Source organism: Exiguobacterium sp. s146 (genome assembly GCF_018618415.1).
Taxonomy (GTDB): domain Bacteria; phylum Bacillota; class Bacilli; order Exiguobacteriales; family Exiguobacteriaceae; genus Exiguobacterium.
On the sequence record NZ_JACSMA010000001.1, the window covers coordinates 727,012 to 745,206 of the forward strand.

Annotated in this window: 21 protein-coding genes, 1 pseudogene and 1 riboswitch; of the genes and pseudogenes, 13 read left to right on the forward strand and 9 right to left on the reverse strand. The window is 51.0% G+C overall.

Translation table 11 applies throughout. The features are described 5' to 3' along the window. The first annotated feature begins 39 nt into the window (after positions 1-39). Both KNP83_RS03785 and KNP83_RS03790 read left to right on the forward strand, forming a co-directional pair. Positions 40-345, forward strand: a complete 306-nt coding sequence (locus KNP83_RS03785) for a hypothetical protein (RefSeq protein ID WP_214760665.1) — start codon at positions 40-42, stop codon at positions 343-345. A gap of 99 nt (positions 346-444) precedes the next feature. Beyond that, the gene (locus KNP83_RS03790; protein WP_214760667.1) at positions 445-1,113 is read left to right on the forward strand and encodes a DUF975 family protein; all 669 of its coding nucleotides are present in this window, start codon (positions 445-447) and stop codon (positions 1,111-1,113) included. A gap of 33 nt (positions 1,114-1,146) precedes the next feature. Here the strand turns inward: KNP83_RS03790 and glpX are convergent, their stop codons facing one another. After that, complete coding sequence (gene glpX / locus KNP83_RS03795; RefSeq protein ID WP_021065511.1) at positions 1,147-2,127, reverse strand: class II fructose-bisphosphatase; 981 nt, start codon at positions 2,125-2,127, stop codon at positions 1,147-1,149. Between the two features lie 158 nt (positions 2,128-2,285). Between glpX and KNP83_RS03800 the strand changes: the two genes are divergently transcribed. Together KNP83_RS03800 and KNP83_RS03805 are read left to right on the forward strand one after the other, a co-directional pair. After that, positions 2,286-2,729, forward strand: a complete 444-nt coding sequence (locus tag KNP83_RS03800; RefSeq protein ID WP_214760670.1) for a DUF86 domain-containing protein — start codon at positions 2,286-2,288, stop codon at positions 2,727-2,729. 4 nt (positions 2,730-2,733) lie between these two features. After that, on the forward strand, positions 2,734-3,504 hold the full coding sequence (locus KNP83_RS03805) for a TIGR01457 family HAD-type hydrolase (protein WP_214760673.1): 771 nt from the start codon (positions 2,734-2,736) through the stop codon (positions 3,502-3,504). 34 nt (positions 3,505-3,538) lie between these two features. Here KNP83_RS03805 and KNP83_RS03810 read toward each other — a convergent pair whose 3' ends face one another. Beyond that, positions 3,539-3,796: a NifU family protein gene (locus tag KNP83_RS03810; protein ID WP_232819607.1), complete on the reverse strand. Its 258-nt coding sequence runs from the start codon at positions 3,794-3,796 to the stop codon at positions 3,539-3,541. Positions 3,797-3,892: 96 nt separating this feature from the next. Between KNP83_RS03810 and KNP83_RS03815 the strand changes: the two genes are divergently transcribed. Beyond that, positions 3,893-4,186 carry a DUF1462 family protein gene (locus KNP83_RS03815; protein WP_214760675.1) on the forward strand — a complete coding sequence of 98 codons (294 nt, stop codon included), beginning with the start codon at positions 3,893-3,895 and terminating at the stop codon, positions 4,184-4,186. A gap of 35 nt (positions 4,187-4,221) precedes the next feature. Here KNP83_RS03815 and KNP83_RS03820 read toward each other — a convergent pair whose 3' ends face one another. Both KNP83_RS03820 and KNP83_RS03825 read right to left on the reverse strand, forming a co-directional pair. Then, positions 4,222-5,652 (reverse strand): S8 family peptidase, encoded by a 1,431-nt coding sequence (locus KNP83_RS03820; RefSeq protein WP_214760677.1) that lies wholly within the window; start codon positions 5,650-5,652, stop codon positions 4,222-4,224. Positions 5,653-5,890: 238 nt separating this feature from the next. Then, complete coding sequence (locus KNP83_RS03825) at positions 5,891-6,946, reverse strand: NAD(P)/FAD-dependent oxidoreductase (RefSeq protein ID WP_214760679.1); 1,056 nt, start codon at positions 6,944-6,946, stop codon at positions 5,891-5,893. A 97-nt stretch (positions 6,947-7,043) separates the two neighbouring features. Between KNP83_RS03825 and KNP83_RS03830 the strand changes: the two genes are divergently transcribed. Together KNP83_RS03830 and KNP83_RS03835 are read left to right on the forward strand one after the other, a co-directional pair. Continuing rightward, complete coding sequence (locus KNP83_RS03830) at positions 7,044-7,280, forward strand: YuzB family protein (protein ID WP_214760681.1); 237 nt, start codon at positions 7,044-7,046, stop codon at positions 7,278-7,280. 210 nt (positions 7,281-7,490) lie between these two features. Further along, positions 7,491-8,702 (forward strand): NupC/NupG family nucleoside CNT transporter, encoded by a 1,212-nt coding sequence (locus KNP83_RS03835; RefSeq protein WP_214760682.1) that lies wholly within the window; start codon positions 7,491-7,493, stop codon positions 8,700-8,702. 123 nt (positions 8,703-8,825) lie between these two features. Here KNP83_RS03835 and KNP83_RS03840 read toward each other — a convergent pair whose 3' ends face one another. Together KNP83_RS03840 and KNP83_RS03845 are read right to left on the reverse strand one after the other, a co-directional pair. Continuing rightward, positions 8,826-9,329: a nucleotidyltransferase family protein gene (locus KNP83_RS03840; RefSeq protein WP_214761650.1), complete on the reverse strand. Its 504-nt coding sequence runs from the start codon at positions 9,327-9,329 to the stop codon at positions 8,826-8,828. Between the two features lie 125 nt (positions 9,330-9,454). After that, positions 9,455-10,042: an ECF transporter S component gene (locus tag KNP83_RS03845; protein ID WP_031199812.1), complete on the reverse strand. Its 588-nt coding sequence runs from the start codon at positions 10,040-10,042 to the stop codon at positions 9,455-9,457. A 159-nt stretch (positions 10,043-10,201) separates the two neighbouring features. Then, a riboswitch (FMN riboswitch) is annotated at positions 10,202-10,343 on the reverse strand. 97 nt (positions 10,344-10,440) lie between these two features. Between KNP83_RS03845 and KNP83_RS03850 the strand changes: the two genes are divergently transcribed. After that, a complete protein-coding gene (locus KNP83_RS03850) occupies positions 10,441-10,797 on the forward strand; it encodes a HesB/IscA family protein (protein ID WP_021065521.1) in 357 nt (118 codons plus the stop codon). A gap of 40 nt (positions 10,798-10,837) precedes the next feature. Here the strand turns inward: KNP83_RS03850 and KNP83_RS03855 are convergent, their stop codons facing one another. Then, on the reverse strand, positions 10,838-11,080 hold the full coding sequence (locus KNP83_RS03855; protein WP_214760684.1) for a hypothetical protein: 243 nt from the start codon (positions 11,078-11,080) through the stop codon (positions 10,838-10,840). 127 nt (positions 11,081-11,207) lie between these two features. Between KNP83_RS03855 and KNP83_RS03860 the strand changes: the two genes are divergently transcribed. Then, positions 11,208-12,068, forward strand: coding sequence for a Rossmann-fold NAD(P)-binding domain-containing protein (locus KNP83_RS03860; RefSeq protein WP_214760687.1), 861 nt, complete (start codon positions 11,208-11,210; stop codon positions 12,066-12,068). Positions 12,069-12,086: 18 nt separating this feature from the next. On the opposite strand, the gene KNP83_RS03865 is transcribed toward KNP83_RS03860, so the two are convergent. After that, a complete protein-coding gene (locus tag KNP83_RS03865; RefSeq protein WP_214760689.1) occupies positions 12,087-12,524 on the reverse strand; it encodes a GNAT family N-acetyltransferase in 438 nt (145 codons plus the stop codon). A gap of 92 nt (positions 12,525-12,616) precedes the next feature. Continuing rightward, positions 12,617-13,594 (reverse strand): NAD(P)/FAD-dependent oxidoreductase, encoded by a 978-nt coding sequence (locus KNP83_RS03870; protein ID WP_214760691.1) that lies wholly within the window; start codon positions 13,592-13,594, stop codon positions 12,617-12,619. Positions 13,595-13,860: 266 nt separating this feature from the next. Here KNP83_RS03870 and KNP83_RS03875 point away from each other — a divergent pair, with 266 nt between their 5' ends. The 4 genes and pseudogenes from KNP83_RS03875 to ptsG form a co-directional block, all read left to right on the forward strand. After that, positions 13,861-15,072, forward strand: coding sequence for an NAD(P)/FAD-dependent oxidoreductase (locus KNP83_RS03875; protein WP_214760693.1), 1,212 nt, complete (start codon positions 13,861-13,863; stop codon positions 15,070-15,072). 125 nt (positions 15,073-15,197) lie between these two features. After that, positions 15,198-15,515 carry a YuiB family protein gene (locus KNP83_RS03880; RefSeq protein ID WP_021065526.1) on the forward strand — a complete coding sequence of 106 codons (318 nt, stop codon included), beginning with the start codon at positions 15,198-15,200 and terminating at the stop codon, positions 15,513-15,515. A gap of 106 nt (positions 15,516-15,621) precedes the next feature. Next, a complete protein-coding gene (gene glcT, locus KNP83_RS03885) occupies positions 15,622-16,467 on the forward strand; it encodes a glucose PTS transporter transcription antiterminator GlcT (protein ID WP_021065527.1) in 846 nt (281 codons plus the stop codon). 217 nt (positions 16,468-16,684) lie between these two features. Continuing rightward, positions 16,685-18,184: pseudogene (gene ptsG, locus KNP83_RS03890) on the forward strand (glucose-specific PTS transporter subunit IIBC); the annotation flags it as partial. Between the last annotated feature and the right edge of the window lie 11 nt (positions 18,185-18,195).

The window sequence follows — 18,195 nt, forward strand, 5'->3', positions numbered from 1 at the left end:
TGTTTGGGTTTTTGTGGGTTTTGGAAGTGAGGTGGAAGTATGCAACACGTACAAACGGCGACTGTCGGTGACCGCGATGACGTCCATAATCGAATTCACAATTTCGGCTTGGGGCTACTCGCGATGTTGTTCTTCGGGTTCGGGAGTATCATGACGTTTTACTTCACCGCCGCAGTCCTGATCTATGAGGTTGTCCACGTCTTGCTGATCCGCCGCTTTGAATATCGTCAGGCGTTTTTGAGAAGCCGTCTCTTTAAAATTATTTCGTTGACGGCAGTGGCCACAGGAGTGCTCTTATTTATCGTATCGATGTCCCAGTTTTTCATGGGCAATATCATGTATTGAAGGGAAGGGAAAAACCTTTTCCTTTTTTTCGTGTTTTTTGAAACTTTTCATGAAGGGATGACGTACACTTAGGAGAGAACTTAAAAAAGGATGATGAAAATGACTGCACAACTCAAGCAACATGCACAACAAATGTTAACTGGTAAGCGTTGGCTACTCGCCGGGCTATTAATTTTGGTCGTCGTCTTGAACGGGATTCCACAATCGTTCGCGCCTCCTGTAGATCCAGAAGCGGTCCCAACAGCAGCGGACACGGGACTCACGTTCTTGTCGCTCCTCCTCACACTATTGATTGCACCGCTCGCCATCGGTTGGTCTTGGCTCGTCCTGTCTGTATCGCGCGGTGACAAGCCGGTTGTCTCGACATTGTTCGAGCCGTTCAAAACGGGATACGTCAAGCACGTGCTCGCCCCGTTCTTCATGGGATTGTTTATCTTCCTTTGGTCGTTGCTCCTCGTGATTCCGGGAATCATCAAAAGTTTCTCGTACTCGCTCACGTATTACATCTTGCGTGACCAGCCGGAACTATCTGCCCTCGAGGCGATCACCGAATCACGCCGGATGATGGACGGGCATAAGATGGATGCGTTCAAACTCGTCCTCTCGTTCATCGGTTGGTTCCTTCTTGGGATCATTACGCTCGGAATCGGTTTCTTGTACGTCTATCCGTACTTCACGACGACGTACGCGACGTTCTACGATTCACTCCGCAAAGCGGAACAACCGCAGACGAATCATGTCGGCACTGACTTTGAACAAGGATTTTAAACGACAAACGCCGCTCATGAGAGCGGCGTTTTCTTATGCGTTGACTTCTTGTTTTTGTAGGTATGGCTTGAGCGATAACGTGTGCTCGGCGACGACTTTACGAATCGTCTTTGTCTTAGAGCGCATGACGAGTGACGTCGTCTCGACGATATCGTCCGTCAAGAATTTGACGCCATCGAGCAATTCACCTGATGTGACGCCTGTCGCTGCGAAGATGCAGTCGTCGCTCTTGACGAGGTCGTCAAGCGTGAGCAATTGGAGCGGGTCCTCGATTCCCATCGAGATGACACGAGCCGTTTCTTCCTCGTTCATCGGATGGAGGCGTGCCTGCATGTCACCACCGAGCGCCTTGACGGCCGCTGCCGTGATGACGCCTTCTGGTGCGCCGCCTGTACTGATGAAGATATCGATCGGGTTCGACTTGACGGCCGCCGCGATTCCGGCCGAGACGTCACCATCTTCGAACAATTTGACGCGTGCGCCCATGTTCATCGCCGCTTGACGGAAATGTTCGTGACGGTCACGGTCTTGCATGATGACCGTCACTTCCTCGATGCGTTTGCCGTTATAGAGAGCGGCCTTCTCGATAATCGACTCGAGCGGTTCATCGAGTGAGACTTTCCCTTTCAGGTTCGGACCGACGACGAGCTTATCCATATACATATCTGGTGCGTGGAGGAGGGCGCCTTTATCCGCGACTGCGATGACGACCATCGCGTCCCCGAGTCCTTTGGCGACGATGGACGTCCCTTCGAGCGGGTCGACGGCGATATCGACTTCTGGTCCGAATGTCGTTCCGAGACGTTCGCCAATATAAAGCATCGGTGCCTCATCGAGTTCACCTTCACCAATCACGACGGTTGCATCCATATTGATTGTGCCGAGCACTTCACGCATGGCCGATGTCGCTGCATCATCCGCTTCATTCTTCTGGCCACGACCGATCCATTTCGATGAAGCCAGTGCTGCCGCCTCGGTTGCTCGTACGATCTCTAATGCTAATTCTCGTTCCATAGTGTTGTACCCTCCACGTGATATCTATTTAATGTGACATACTAATCATTAGGTTAATCCGTGAATTAGTGTATCACAATCACGTAAATGATGTAAATAGGAGAGATTCTTTTCTCGAGCGAGAAAAAGGATTACTATAGGAGGCAGGGGGGATTGCGATGTATTTTGTGAACAGAGAAAAGATTAACGAGACATTGACCCATATGGAGACGATGCTCAGTCGACTCGATCAATTAGAGGGGGACGCGTTCACAATCGAACTGGCGAAACAACGGTTGGCCGTTCATTTGATGGAGGGCGTGATTGACGTCGGCAACTCGATGATAGATGGGTTCATCATGCGTGACCCGGGCAGCTATGAGGACATTGTCGACATCTTGCTCGACGAGCGTGTGCTCGACGCCGAGACGGCAGAAGCCACGAAAGCACTCGTCGGATTACGGGCTCATTACGTCAGGGAGTTCGTCACGGCCGATTCGGCCCAGTTCGACGCCTGGGTCGAGCAGAATCGACCGACGTTCGAGGCGTTCCCAGAGCAGGTCCGACGCTATCTCGAAGTAGAGCTCGGTCCTGTATCAGCATTTTTACCAGAAAGCGAGTGATTGGATGAATCCGATTAAAGGATACTTATTTGACTTAGACGGCACGATGTATGCGGGGACGGCCCCGATTCAAGCAGCGGTCGATTTCGTGAATCGACTTGAGGCGACTGGCTTACCGTACTTGTTCGTCACGAACAACGCATCGATGACGCCGGAACAAGTGGCGGATAAACTTGTGTCGATGGGGGTGCACGTGACGTCTGAGCACGTGCTGACGAGTGCGATGGCGACGGCTCGCTATATCGAGAAGATGACACCGGGGGCGACGATATACATGATCGGGGAAGATGGTCTCCGCCTGGCGCTCGAAGAACGCGGTTTCCGTGTGACGGAAGAGGCGAAGGCAGACTACGTCGTCGTTGGGCTTGACCGCCACATCACGTACGAGAAGTTAGCGAAAGGTGCGCTCGCAATCCGGGCCGGCGCTCGCTTCATCTCAACGAACGGCGACATCGCCATTCCGACCGAGCGCGGCTTTTTACCAGGGAACGGGGCGCTCACGTCCGTCTTGACGGTGACGACGGAAAAAAATCCATTCTTTATCGGAAAACCGGAACCGGTCATGGTCGACATCGCGCTTGAGATGATCGGCCTCACGAAGGAAGAAGTCGTCATGGTCGGGGATAACTACCATACCGACATCTTGTTCGGGATCAACGGCGGGATTCGAACGCTCCACGTCAACTCCGGCGTGCACGGTCCGGCTTTCATCCAGGAACAAGAAAAGCTCCCAACCTATATGGTCGAGAGCTTGGACGAATGGACGCATGCATGAAAAAAAGGGATGACATGATTGTCTCCCTTTTTGTTTAGAATACTTGTTCGACTTCAACGATGCCAGGTACTTCTTCGATGAGCGCACGCTCAATCCCGGCTTTCAATGTAATAGTTGAAGATGGGCAGCTGCCGCATGCACCCATCAAACGAAGTTTGACGATGCCTTCTTCTACATCAACGAGTTCGACGTCACCGCCGTCGCGAAGCAAGAACGGGCGTAATTTATCGAGTACTTCTTGGACTTGATCAAACATTTCCATGGTATCTACCCCTTTCTGGTTCCCTTTCATTTTAGCAAGTTTGAGATTGTTTCTCAATCATTAACGCTGAGCGTTTTGTGACGATACAGCTTCTTCATTTTTGTATAATAGGAAAGAAAAGGGGGAATGGACATGAAAATCACGGTTTATGGGGCAGAAGTGCAATGTGCGAGCTGTGTCGGGGCACCGAGTTCGATTGAGACGTATGAATGGCTACAAAGTGCATTAGCGCGCAAATATCCGGATCAGGCGTTCGAGTTCGAGTACATCGATTTTGAGACGGCAGATGATGAGATCGCCGAAGCGATCAAGCAAGACGAGTGGTTCTACCCGCTCGTGCTCATCGACGGGGAAGTCGTGGACGAAGGGGTCGTCCAACTCCGAAAAGTCTATTCGGCCATCGAGCAAACATCTGCATAAAAAAGTCGAGCGATCACATCGCTCGACTTTTTGTATTAGAGAAGCCGGAACGACGATGTCGCCGAACCTGCCGTGTAGCCCGTGAGCGTCGCATCAGATTTTACTTGATACGTCCCACGTTGTGACGAAGAGCTCGTCGAGAGCGTGAACGTGATGGCGCCCGTTGAACTCGTCTTGCCTGTTCCTGTGAGCGTCGCGCCATTCGGCTGCGTGACCGTCACACGGACATCGGCGTTCGCGACCGCTTGGCCGTTCGCATTCCGGACCGTTGACGAGATTGAGACAACTTCACCTGCGTAGTACGTTGATTTTGATGTCGACACCGTCGTCGAGAGCGCTTGGACCGGTTGCGTCGTGCCGCCAGACGTCGGTGCCTGCACGAGTCCGTTCCCGAACCAGGCGTCGCGGCCGGCCGTGCCGAGGTCAATCGAGTCTTGTGACAGTTTCGTGCGGAGTTGTGAGCTCGACAACGTCGGGAACGCCTGTTTCATAAGCGCGAGGTTACCAGCGACGTAAGGAGTCGCCATCGATGTTCCGCTCATTTGTCCGTAGCCACCATTTGCGAGTGTCGAGTTGATGCTGACACCTGGTGCCGCGACTTCGACCGTGCTACCTGTCGCCGAGAACGAGGCGCGGTTATTGTTAATGTCCGTCGCTGCGACGGCGATGGCCGAGCTGTAACGGGCAGGGTAGTTGACGAGGTCGCCTGTACCGTCAGCACGTCCGTTGTTACCGGCTGCCGCGACGACGAGGATACCTGCGTTATTGGCGCGGTCGACGACTTGTTGAAGTGTCGTCGATGGACTTGTCGTCCCGAGACTCAAGTTGATGACATCCATATCGTTCGTGATCGACCAGTCAATCCCGGCGATGATGCTCGAGAGGCTCCCACTACCGTTTGCCTCAAGTGCCTTGACGGCATAGATACTCGCTTCGTGGGCGATTCCGACCGTGCCGATGCTGTTGTTGCGGGCGCCGATAATCCCGGCGACGTGCGTACCGTGACCGTTGTCATCCGCGTATGAGCTCGTGACCGTACTGAACGATGCACCACCAGCAATCGTCAAATCAGGGTGTGGCGAGATGCCCGTATCGACGACCGATACTTTCACGCCTTTCCCGGTGTACCCACTCTGCCAAGCCGATGGCGCTTTCAACTTCGGAATGCCCCAGTCTTGCGTCTGGTTTTCAATTTGTACCGTTTGGTCGACTTCCACGTGGGCGACGTTCGGGTTGTTCTTCAAGCCGTTCAAGGCAGCCTTCGGTACTTCGAGGGCAGCGGCCGGAAGGTTTTTGTACTGTTGGCGAACTTCCATGCCTTCAATCGAGAGCGGGATGTTCTTCGCCGATTCTTTGAAGACGACGATGACGCGTTCTTTCTCTTTGTTCGGGGCGGCTTCTGCGCCTCCTGGAACGGTTGACAGGACGAGCAGTGAAGCGAGGACGGTGCTGCAAACTTTTTTCAACTTGTTTCCTCCTTTGGGGTATGTAGGCGAGGTGACACGAAGTCGTTCGGCCATGCCCATAGAGTAACAAGTTTTCCCATCGGGTAGAATATGTCAATGGGATTAAAAATCTGAATATTTAGATAAGGATACAGGGGATTCAGATACAAGACTTTTGACTCAAGGCGATGGCGGCAGAACGGCAAAACGAGCGCGTTGCACAAAAAAACGGGCGACCATTATGATCGACCCGTGCATGTTATTTAATGACTTTATGTTTCCAGAGAATCCCGGACTTAAGCAGTCGGGCGACTTTGCCGGTGAGCGACTGTTTGCCCATGAAGACGCCGAACCCGGCCTTCTTCCCGAGCGAGCCGAGCGTCCCTCGGAGTTTGATATCCGGCAAATCCGGATAACTCACACCTTTCCACTTACAGAGCAGCACTTGGACAATCTGTTCGGCCTGCGCTTCCGCGAGCTGACCGGACGGTGCATACGGGAGACTGGCGTTGTCTCCGACGACGAAGATGTCCGGCTGTTCCGGGACGTAATGGTGAGGTGTCAATTTGACACGGCCGCCGCCATCGAGTTCCCACCCTTGATTTCGGACGACGGCGACCGGCTGAATCCCGGCCGTCCAAACCGTCAAATCGGACGGGAAGTGTTGCTCGTGATTCCATAGGCCGTCGGCGTCGACCCGGACGATGTTCGCCTGGTTGATGACCTCGACGCCGTGCTCTTCGAACCAGGACTGGACGTACATCGAGACACGGTTCGAGAGGAACGATAAGACGGACGGGCCACGGTCGAACAATCGGACCGTCAAATCGGGACGGCTCTCGCGTAACTCACTGGCGAGTTCGACGCCCGATAACCCTGCACCGACGATTGAGACGATCGAGCCGGGTGACAGGCCGTTGATGGCTTGTTGGGTCTTGCGTGATTCTTCTAACGTTTGAATGCTGTACGTGAACTCGGCGGCACCGGGCACGTTGTGATACTTGTCCTCGCAACCAAGTCCGATGACGAGGTCGTCATACGGCACTTTTTCACCGCTCGCGAGCAAGACCATCTTGTCGCCGGTATCGATATCGGTGACTTGACCGTATATGTAATCGATCTCTTCTGGAAAATCGATTCGGATATCACGATCCGATACAGTCCCCGCCGCAAGTGCATAATACTCTGTTTTTAACCCATGGTAAGGTAGACGATCGATGAGTGTGATCGATACATCCTTCAGCTGATGGCCGAGGACGCGTTCGATTACACGCATACCCCCGTAACCGCCTCCCAAGACGACTAATTTGCGCATAAAAATCCCCCTTTGTTACACTTCAACTGTATCATGTTATAATACGCCGTAGAAGAACCATTTTCCTGTTTTGAGGGAAAGGGGAAGGGTGAATGACATGATGAATCCGATCATTGAGTTCTGCGCCTCCAATTTGGCGATGGGCTCACAAATCGCCCGGGCCAAACTAGAGTCCGATCCAGACCTAGATGTCGTTGAATACGGCTGTACAGGCTACTGTGGCGTCTGTTCGCTCGACTTGTTTTGCCTAGTCGACGGAGAGGTCGTGACGGGAGATACGCCAGACCAACTCGTGACGAACGTATATGAAAAAATTGAAGAAATGGCTTGGTGAAAAAGTTTGAAGTAACTTCAAACTTTTTTTATTTTGACTGTTTTGACCCGTTGCATTTTTAAAAAGGGTCTGTTATATTCAAAGAGGTTCGAATGTAGGTTGTCTGACGTTTAACAACATAAAAAGAAAGCGTTTCAAACGGTAGGACACATCTCGATTCGGGTATATCACAATATCAGGTTTTCCCAATATGAAAGGAGCACAACACCAATGAATATCATGAGCGTGGTTGGTATTTTGGCACTAATTGGAATCGCTTACATCTTCTCAACCAACCGTAAAGCCATCAAATGGCGTACCGTGCTTGCCGCTTTCGCGGTACAGTTCACGTTCGCTTTCCTCGTCCTCTTCACATCAGCAGGACGTAGTGCATTACAATGGATCTCTGGAGGCGTTCAAAACGTCTTGAACACGGCGAATGACGGAATCGCCTTTGTTTTCGGCACAGCCGTAGGAGGCGACAACTTCGTCTTCGCATTCCAAGTGTTGCCGATTATCATCTTTATGTCTTCTTTGATTGCTTTGCTTTACTACCTCGGTGTCATGCAGTGGGTCATCCGTATTCTCGGTACAGCCCTTGCGAAAGCACTCGGCACGTCACGTAAAGAGTCGCTCTCAGCGACAGCAAACATCTTCGTCGGTCAAACGGAAGCACCGCTTGTCATCAAGCCTTACCTTCCAACGATGACACAATCGGAGCTCTTCGCCGTTATGGTCGGTGGTCTCGCATCGGTTGCCGGTTCGGTTCTCGCTGGATATGCTGCCCTTGGTGTCCCGCTCGAGTACTTGCTCGCAGCGAGCTTCATGGCTGCACCTGCTGGTCTCTTGTTCGCAAAAATCATCGTTCCGGAAACAGAAGAGTACAATGATGACATCGAAATCGCTGAAGATGAAGAGGATAAAGCAGCGAACTTCGTCGATGCAGCTGCTCGCGGTGCGTCTGACGGTCTCTTCCTCGCCTTGAACGTCGGTGCGATGCTTCTCGCCTTCGTTTCATTGATTGCGCTCGTCAACTTGATTCTTGGTGGAATCGGCGGCTTGGTCGGATTTGAGAGCCTCTCACTTGAATTGATTCTTGGTTACGTGTTCGCACCACTCGCGTTTATCATCGGTGTACCGTGGGCTGATGCCGTTCAGTTCGGTAGCTTCCTCGGACAAAAACTCGTCTTGAACGAATTCGTTGCCTTCTCTGAATTCGCACCAATCATCGGTACCGGTGAACTTTCAGCACGTACGGAAGCGATGATCGCCTTCGCACTTTGTGGATTCGCCAACATTTCGTCACTTGCGATCCTTCTCGGTGGTCTCGGTGGAATGGCACCGACCCGTCGGAACGACATCGCACGTATGGGTGTCCTAGCGATTCTCGCAGGTACGCTTGCCAACTTGATGTCAGCCACGCTTGCTGGTCTGCTTCTCTAATCAAATCCGATATACCCAGAGTGATCACTTCGGTGGTCACTCTTTTTTGTGAAGACGTTTATGAACGCACAGCAAAACCCGACCGTAAACAGACGGTCGGGTCATGTCGGTGATGAGGGCCATTCACTCCTGAACTCTCGGCCACGTGGCTTGCCAATTCTTTTTAGTGATTCGAGCGAGATAGATATGATGATGCGGAGAGTCGTCCGCGAACGCTGGGGTCGGTCGTAGCTTCAGTCCGACGATGTCTTCAACACCGTAAGGGGCGGAGAGCTTCAAGCGTCCGTTCGCATCGAGGCTGACGCCGATGGCGGTGACGGTCTCAGGGAAATGGGCCAAGGCGTCGACTGCCGACTGATAGGGCGGCAATTGATTAACCAGATGCATCCGCGCTTGATTTTTGACCGACCACGGGACGGTCGGGGACAGGACGTGTAATTGTGCCTCATATTCTTTTTCAATTGCCTCGTCAATTTGAGACCGGTCAAAGTAGATGACATCGACGTCCTCGGTCGGCGTTGGTGTTCGATAACCGTGCACGTCATCCCATATCTTCGCCCGCACGTATCCGGCACAGATCCACCAGTCGGGTAGCTCGAGGGAAGCGACGTCTTTCAAGAGACGCATCAATTCCGAATCATTCTCTAAAAAGTGAGTGACCTCTTCAATCGTTTTCAAGTGATTCCCTCCTATTCTTCCTCAAGCATAACGCAACCATACAAAAAAGCACCTATTTCTAGGTGCTTTTCGCATTAAGCCTGGAGTTGCATCCGCTGGCGTTCGATCCACGGCTTCAACTTGAGGAAGAGTGGGACGAACAAGGCGCTAATCAACAACGCTTTGATGAGGTTGAACGGCAAGATGCCATAGAGAACGAGGTCCGTTTTGACTGCCGGTTGCGCCATCTCGGTCATGCCGAAGAAGAACGCGTAGGCTGGTAAGATGAGCAAATAGTTCAAAATCGCCAAGCTCAGTGCCATCGTGATCGTGCCGGCCACGAGACCTGAAGCGAGCGCTTTATTCGTTTTACGTTTATGGTAGAACCATGCGACCGGGTACATGAAGGCGACACCTGCAAAGAAGTTTGCGACTTCACCGACCGGAACGCCGCCACCGTTAAAGACATAGTAGAGGACGTTTTTTAGAGCGACGACCACGACGCCTGCGAGTGGGGAGAACACGATTCCGGCGACGAGCGCGGGAATGTCACTGAAGTCCACTTTTAGGAAAGGTGGTAGGAATGGCAGCGGGAAGTTAAAGAGCATGAGGACAAAAGAAATGGCCCCGAGCATCGATAGCGTCACCAGTGTTGTCAATCGTTTGTTGCGCGTTGTTTTCATCAAAATCTCTCCTTTTGTCGCTCCTTGATGAATGGCACCCGTCGCATAGAAAAACCCGATTGCATCATACAATCGGGAGAGTTTACGCGCATACGAAATAGATGTTCTAATCGGTGTTTAGACCACGCCAAAGAGAACATCCGGATATCGGTCGGATGCCGCCATCTTCTCCCATCCAGACTTTACTGTCGGCTTTCGAATCTCACGAAATCAGCAAGCAACGCCTTGCTCGCTCACGGGCTGAGAAGATCATGTCTTCAATACCGCCGGTCGGGAATTTCACCCTGCCCCGAAGATGGAACGATTTAATTTTTTTTGTTACAGTTTAGTTATACAAGATATTTCACAAAATCTCAAGTCAGTTGACTTGAAGTTAAGATAATGAAGGAGGAGTTCAGATGATTCATTTGACAGAGTCAGCTGCATTACAAGTCATCGATATGATGAAACAGACAGAACACCCCGAGAATCAGTACTTGCGCATCAAGGTTCAAGGCGGAGGCTGCACCGGTCTCTCGTACGGAATGGGATTCGATGAAGATAAAACGGATCGAGATATTCAATTCGACCATCACGGCGTCCGCGTCATCGTCGCCGAAGCCGACCACGGTGTCGTCGATGGCCTCGAGATCGACTACAAGCAGTCGATGCTAGGTGGCGGGTTCACGATCAAAAACCCGAACGCCATCGCCACGTGCGGTTGCGGTTCAAGTTTCCGCACGGCGTCGAACGCCGGGACACCCGGAGATTGCTAAACGAAATGCCAATCGTGTGGACGATTGGCATTTTTTTGATTCAGTCGGCTTCTTCCATCAAAATCAAGCGAATCACTTTTGATGTCGCGTCTAGTTCGATTTGATGTTGCCACGGGCGGAACGCCGTGATTTTGCATGTGTCAGTCGTAATTTGGAATGAACAGACGCTCTCTTCCTCTTGGTCAAGCACTGAGTAGCGGCTGAAATCGGATAAACTTTGATAGATGGCGTATTGTTTCGGTACCTCACACGTCCATCCTTTTTCTAACATAATCTGATGCATACGCCTCGCCTCTTTCTTCATTATATATATAAGAATAACAAAAAGATTCAAGAAAGTGGGAGATTAGTCATGAGGTTGCAAGGGAAAATGAAAAGAGATGTCATTTCATGTAGGAGGGGCAGGGACGATGAGAAAAGTATTGATTTTCGGTGGCTCACGCTATTTTGGAAAGCGGTTAGCACTTCGGTTGGCGGAGGCTGGCGATGATGTGACGATTGTGACGCGCGGACAGCTCCAAGTGCCAGAGGCTGAAGGAATTCGTTCCATCAAAGGGGACCGACAGTCGGTGGCGACGATGAAAGATTTATCGCGTGACCGTTACGACCTCGTCTATGACAATATTTGTTTCAATCCATATCAGGCGAAAATTGCATCGGACGCGTTCATGGACCAAGTCGGCAAATATGTGCTCACGTCGACGATGTCGGTCTACGCACCGGGCGCCGACTTGAAAGAAAGTGATTTCAATCCGCTTCATCACGACTATCATCTCGAGGCTGAACATGATTACGGCCAAGGTAAACGAGAAGCCGAGTCGTACTTCTTCCACCGCGCCTCGTTCCCGGTCGCGACCGTCCGTTTGCCGATTGTCTTAGGTCCGGACGACTATACGGACCGTCTCAAGTTTTATATCGATGCCGTCCGTCGGGAAGAGCCGATCGTCCTGCATCATCCCGAATCGAAGATGGGCTTTATCTCAAGTTTTGAGGCGGCGTCGTTTTTAGAGTGGGTTGGTCGGGCCAATGTGACCGGTCCGTTCAATGCGGCGAGTGAAGGGATTATCTCGATGGGTGCACTGCTCGAGCGCATCGGGCATCACTTGAATAAACCGGTCCAAATCATCAAAGACGGCGAGTCGTCGCCATATGATACGGACGTCGACTATTACATGTCGATCGCCGAGGCGAAGAAGGCCGGCTTCGTCTTTACCCAACTCGATGACTGGCTCGACCGGGTCATTATGCAGACGATTCGCAAGTTAGGGTAGAATCACAAGATGATTGTTTTACTGATACAGTTGCTTGCGTAATAGGATTTTTTCAACTCCATGTTCATCGACGGTGACTGCCTTCACATCGAAGCCGTGCCGAATATTCAATAGCAACATTTGACGCCAACGATTCATCGTCTTTGTTTCAATCGATTGATAGCCTTGCGACTGCGCCCAGTTATGTTGAGTGCTCATCAGTTTTGTCGCGATTCCGCGGTTGCGGGCTTCAGGGGCGACCGCACCCATCCAACTATAGAAGCGTTTGTCATCGAGCGGATAGCCGATTTTATAGCCGACAACTTTCTCGTTTTCGATCGATAGAGTGAAGACAAGATGTGATTTTTGAATCAACTTATCTGTGAAACGGTGGATATCGCCGAACACGTCTTGGTGAATCTGATAGATATCGTTTAATTCAGACTCGGTAAGTGTGGTTGTCGTTACAATCTTCATAATTTCCTCCTTGAAGTAGCTTAGGGGACATCGTCATAAGACGAGCAAGTGCATACAAAACCCCCTGTGCTGTCGCGACAGGGGGGATCGTATTATTTCCCGGCAAATACCGAAGTCGAGTGTTGCGGGTGACGCGCTGTCGGGTCGACGAGCTGCTTCACTTGGTTGATGGCAATCGGGGCTTCTCCGAAGCCGGTCGCAATCAATTTCACTTTTCCTTCGTACGTGGCGATGTCACCGCAAGCGAAGATGCCGGCGACGGTAGTCTCCATGCGTGAGTCGACACGAATCGTGTTCTTCTCGAACTCCATGCCCCAATTTTTGATTGGGCCGAGCGACGAGACGAAACCGTAGTTACAGATGAGGTCATCGATTTCGACGAATTTCGATTCGCCGTCTTTGTCTGTCAATTCGACCGACTCGATGTGCGTCTCACCTGAGAGTGATTCGATGTTATATGGCGTCCAGACGTTAATCGTCGAAGCTTTCAACTGTTCGACCGTATGCTCGTGGGCACGGAAGCGGTCACGGCGATGGACGATATGGACTTCTTTGGCGATGCCTTCGAGCATGAGTGCCCAGTCGACGGCAGAGTCGCCGCCACCGGCGATCATGACGCGACGGTCACGGAACTTCTCCATGTTGTCGACGAAGTAATGAAGGTTCGCATAGTCTTCGCAACCATCGAGGCCGAGCGGTCGTGCGGCGAATGCCCCGTTCCCAGCCGTGATGATGATGGCTTTCGTATGGTACTCATCTTTATTCGTCGTGATCTGGAACGTGCCGTCTTCAAGACGCTCGACCGTTTCGACGGTCTCCCCGAGACGGTAGTCCTGTTCGAACTGATCGGCCTGGGCTTTCAATTGGTCAATCAAATCTTGGGCCTTCACTTTCGGGAAGCCCGCGATGTCGTAAATATATTTTTCTGGATACAGTGTCGACAATTGTCCGCCGAGTTGTGGCAAACTTTCAATCAACGCCGTATCAAGTTGGCGCATACCTGCATAAAATGCGGTGAACAGTCCGACTGGGCCGCCACCGATGATGATCACATCTTTCGTCGATTGCATCGAATTCCTCCTCAAAACGTATACATCTATTATAGTGACAATCGTGAATTAAATCCATTCTGTACAAACATGCTACACATTCAAAAAAATTTCAAGAAGATATGCTTTTCCATTGAGAAAACAAAACAAACAGCGTACAATGAACGAGAAGCAATTGTGAACATTGGTTGAACAAGGTTTAGGCTTTATTGTGAACACTCATGTGAAAAAACACACAACATGATTGTTCAAGAAAACAAAACTATCAAAACAAGGTGGAAATGAACATGAAACGACCTAACATTGTTATTCTTGGCGCAGGTTTCGGTGGACTCATCACAGCGGTCAACCTCCAGAAGACGCTCTCAGCTGGCGACGCGAACATCACGCTCATCAACAAGCATGATTACCACTATCAGACGACGTGGCTTCATGAGCCAGCGGCCGGAACGATGAAACCGGATCAAGCTCGCATCTACATCAACGACGTCGTGAACCCGTCACGTGTGAAATTTGTCAAAGGGATCGTCGATCGCGTCGATACTACGGCAAAACAAGTCTTGCTCGTAGACGGTTCAGCAGTTGAATATGATTACGTCGTGTTCGCGCTTGGCGGCGTACCGGAGACATTCGGTATCCCAGGCCTCAAAGAGCATGCGATGACAATCAGCTCGCTCAACAGCGTCCGAAAAATCAAAGAACATATCGAGTACTCGTTCGCTCAATATAAAACGAACGGTTCAACTGACCGCTCGTACGTGACGATCGTTGTCGGTGGCGCCGGCTTCACAGGGATCGAGTTCCTCGGTGAGCTCGTCAACCGTGTGCCTGAGCTCTGCAAACAGTATGACGTGCCACGTGAAGCGGTTCGCATCGTGAACATCGAAGCGGCTCCGACCGTGCTTCCTGGTTTCGACCCAGAACTCACGACGTACGCGCAGAAATGGCTCGAGCGCAACGGCGTCGAGATGAAACTCGGCAACGGCATTAAAGGCGTTGAGCCTGGTGTCGTCACGTTCGGTCCACTCCAAGGCGATACGACAGAGACGATTGAAGCGAACACGATTCTCTGGACAGGTGGCGTCAGCGGTAGCCCGATCGTTGAGAAGTCTGGCTTTGAAGCGGTCCGTAACCGCGTCATGGTCGAGGCGGACAACCGTGCCCCTGGTCACGACAACGTCTTCATCATCGGTGACTGCTCGGCTGTCATGGATCCGGTCTCGAACCGCCCATACCCGCCGACTGCCCAAATCGCGACACAACAAGCGCACAACGTGGCGAAAAACATCGCGGCCCTCATCAACGGGAAATCGACTTCGAAATTCACATATGAGAGCAAAGGGACAGTCGCATCACTTGGCCATAACGACGGCATCGGTATCGTCATGGGCAAAAAGATCTTCGGCCGCAACGCTTCATTCATGAAGAAAGTGATTGATAACAAACACTTCCTCGAATTGAAGAAGTACGGTCTCGTCCTCAAAAAAGGTAAATTCTAAGCATCTAACCGAGTGGCCCGCTTCTACGAGCGGGTCGCTTTTTGATTGTCCGCGCCCTACGGTTCACCTTTGACCTAAGCGCAGACGATTCGGTATAATAGACAACGGGAAAAGGGGGCAATCGCATGCATATTATCCAGGCTGTCATTGGGGCGATTCTTTATTTGGTCATCTTCTTCAGCATCGGTTTCATCTTGAACATGCTGCTTAAAAAAACATGGACGCTCGTGTTCATCTATCCGATTTTCGTCATTATGATGATTGATAACGTCAAGCTCTCGAGTTACATCACGGAGACATCGACCGCGCTCGCCAACGTTTACGAACGCGTGCTCGGCCTTCAATTTCTGGATGTGTTCATGCTCGGTTTCGGATTGCTCGGTGCGATTTTGGCTGGGGTCACGATTCGCTACTTGCGCAAGAGTGGTTACTCAATGTTTTAAAGACGACAGAAATGTTCGTCTTTTTTTGTTTTCCGCCTACTTTTTTAGGGGATGAACCGATATACTTAGTACGAAACGATTATAGTGAGTAAGGGATGCGATACGAATGACATTACCGATGTATACGATCAAGAAAGTGTTGAATAATAGCGTTGTCATTTGCCAACATGATCCGGAACCGGAAGTCATTCTACTCGGGAAAGGGATTGGCTTCGGCAAGAAAGCAGGCGATCTCGTCGACCCGGCCAGTGTCCCGGAGAAAGTGTATCAACTGACAGATAAAGAAGAACAATCGCAATATCGTGAACTCGTCAAACATGTCGACGAGGACTTCATTGCCTTCATGCAAGAAATCGTCGGCTTTATCGAGAACAATACCGGTAAAAAAGTCGACCAACATATCCATATCGGTTTGACCGACCACTTGTTCTTCACGATGAAGCGAATCGAACAAGGGATGGAGGTCACGAATCCGTTCTTGCTCGAGACCGAATCGCTCTATCCGAACGAGTACGCGCTCGCCGAACGCATCGTGGATATGATTCACGAACGACTCGACGTCTTATTGCCGGACGCGGAGATCGGTTTCATCGCGCTCCACATCCACTCGGCGACGACGTTCAAAAACGTGCTCGAGGTCAATCGGCACAACCAAATCATCGGGCAAATCGTCCAGACGATTGAGAGTCGTTTGAACGTCAAAATGGACAGAAGTTCACTCGATTATAAGCGCTTACTTCGGCACTTAAGGTACGCCGTTGAGCGGGTTGCGACGGGTGAGATGGTGGAGGCCCCACAAAAAATTGAAAAGGTATTGCGCGAAGAATATCCGCTATGCTATAGTACTGCTTGGGAGCTGATGGGCATCATGGAACGCGAGTTAAAGCGTCCGGTCCCGCGAGGTGAAGCGACATATTTAACGATGCATCTCCAGCGCCTAACAAGTAGATAACTGATACCACGTATCTTACGTGTTACTGATTCGATCAGGCATGAGTAAGGAGTGGAACGCAACGATTTCTCTATATAGGAGAGGTCTACGTTCTATACCTTATTCATGCCTGTTTCTGTTTTTATAAACGTTTATTATGAAAACGTTTAGATACGTCGGTTGTCTGACATCTACAGTCGTCTTTCCGCACGAAACAATCACAAAAGGAGGATTTATCATGTTTAAGCAGATTTTTGGTGTTCTTCAAAAAGTCGGTAAAGCACTTATGCTTCCTGTAGCGATTTTGCCGGCAGCCGGTCTTCTTCTTGCATTCGGTAACGCAATGCAAAACCCGGCCCTTACATCACGCGCTGGTTGGTTAACGAACGAAGGCGTTGTGAAATTCGCTCAGCTCATGGAGCAAGCGGGTGGCATCATCTTCTCGAACTTGGCGCTCTTATTCGCCGTCGGTGTCGCGATTGGGTTAGCAGGGGACGGCGTTGCCGGACTCGCAGCAATCGTCGGATTCCTCATCATGAACAAAGTTATGGGTGTTTGGCTCGAACTCACACCTGAAATCATCGCACAAGGTGACCCAGCTTACGCATCAGTACTCGGGATCCCAACGCTCCAAACAGGGGTATTCGGGGGGATTATCGTCGGTCTGATTGCCGCTTGGGCCTATAATAAGTACTTCAACATCGAATTGCCGCAATTCCTTGGCTTCTTTGCTGGTAAGCGTTTCGTCCCAATCGTCACGGCTGTTGCCGCTGTCGTCGCTGGTTTCGTCATGCTTCTCATCTGGCCACCAGTTCAGCACGGCTTGAACTCATTCTCAAACTTCATGTTGACTGAAAACCGCACGTTCGCGGCGTTCATCTTCGGTTTGATTGAACGTTCATTGATTCCATTCGGTCTTCACCACATCTTCTACTCACCGTTCTGGTTCGAGTTCGGCTCGTACACAGATGCAGCGGGTAACATCGTCCGTGGTGACCAAGCAATCTTCTTCGCACAAATTCGTGATGGCGCTGAGCTTACAGCCGGTACGTTCATGACTGGTAAATACCCGTTCATGATGTTCGGTCTTCCAGCAGCAGCACTCGCGATGTACCATGAAGCACGTCCTGAACGTAAAGCAGTCGTCGGTGGTCTCTTGGCTTCGGCAGCACTTACATCGTTCTTGACTGGTATCACTGAGCCGATCGAGTTCTCATTCTTGTTCGTTGCTCCACTCTTGTTCGCTGTACACGCAGTCTTCGCTGGCCTTTCATTCATGGTCATGCACATCTTGAACGTCAAAATCGGGATGACGTTCTCGGGCGGTTTGATCGACTACCTTCTCTTCGGTGTACTTCCTAACCGTACAGACTGGTGGCTCGTCATCCCAGTCGGTCTCGTGTTCGCAGTCGTTTACTACTTCGGATTCCGCTTCGTTATCCGTAAGTTCAACCTTAAAACACCGGGCCGTGAAGATGAAGTCGTTGAGCAATCAACTGCTACTGGTTCGGAACTTGCACAAGATATCCTCGTTGGTTTCGGTGGTTCGCAAAACATCAAACACCTTGACGCATGTATCACACGTCTTCGCGTCGAAGTAAAAGATAAGAGCCAAGTCAACAAAGAAGAGTTGAAACGCCTCGGGGCAGCTGGTGTCCTTGAAGTCGGTAACAACGTTCAAGCCATCTTCGGACCACGTTCGGATGCTTTGAAATCAGAAATGCAAGCGGTCATCGCTTCAGGTAACGA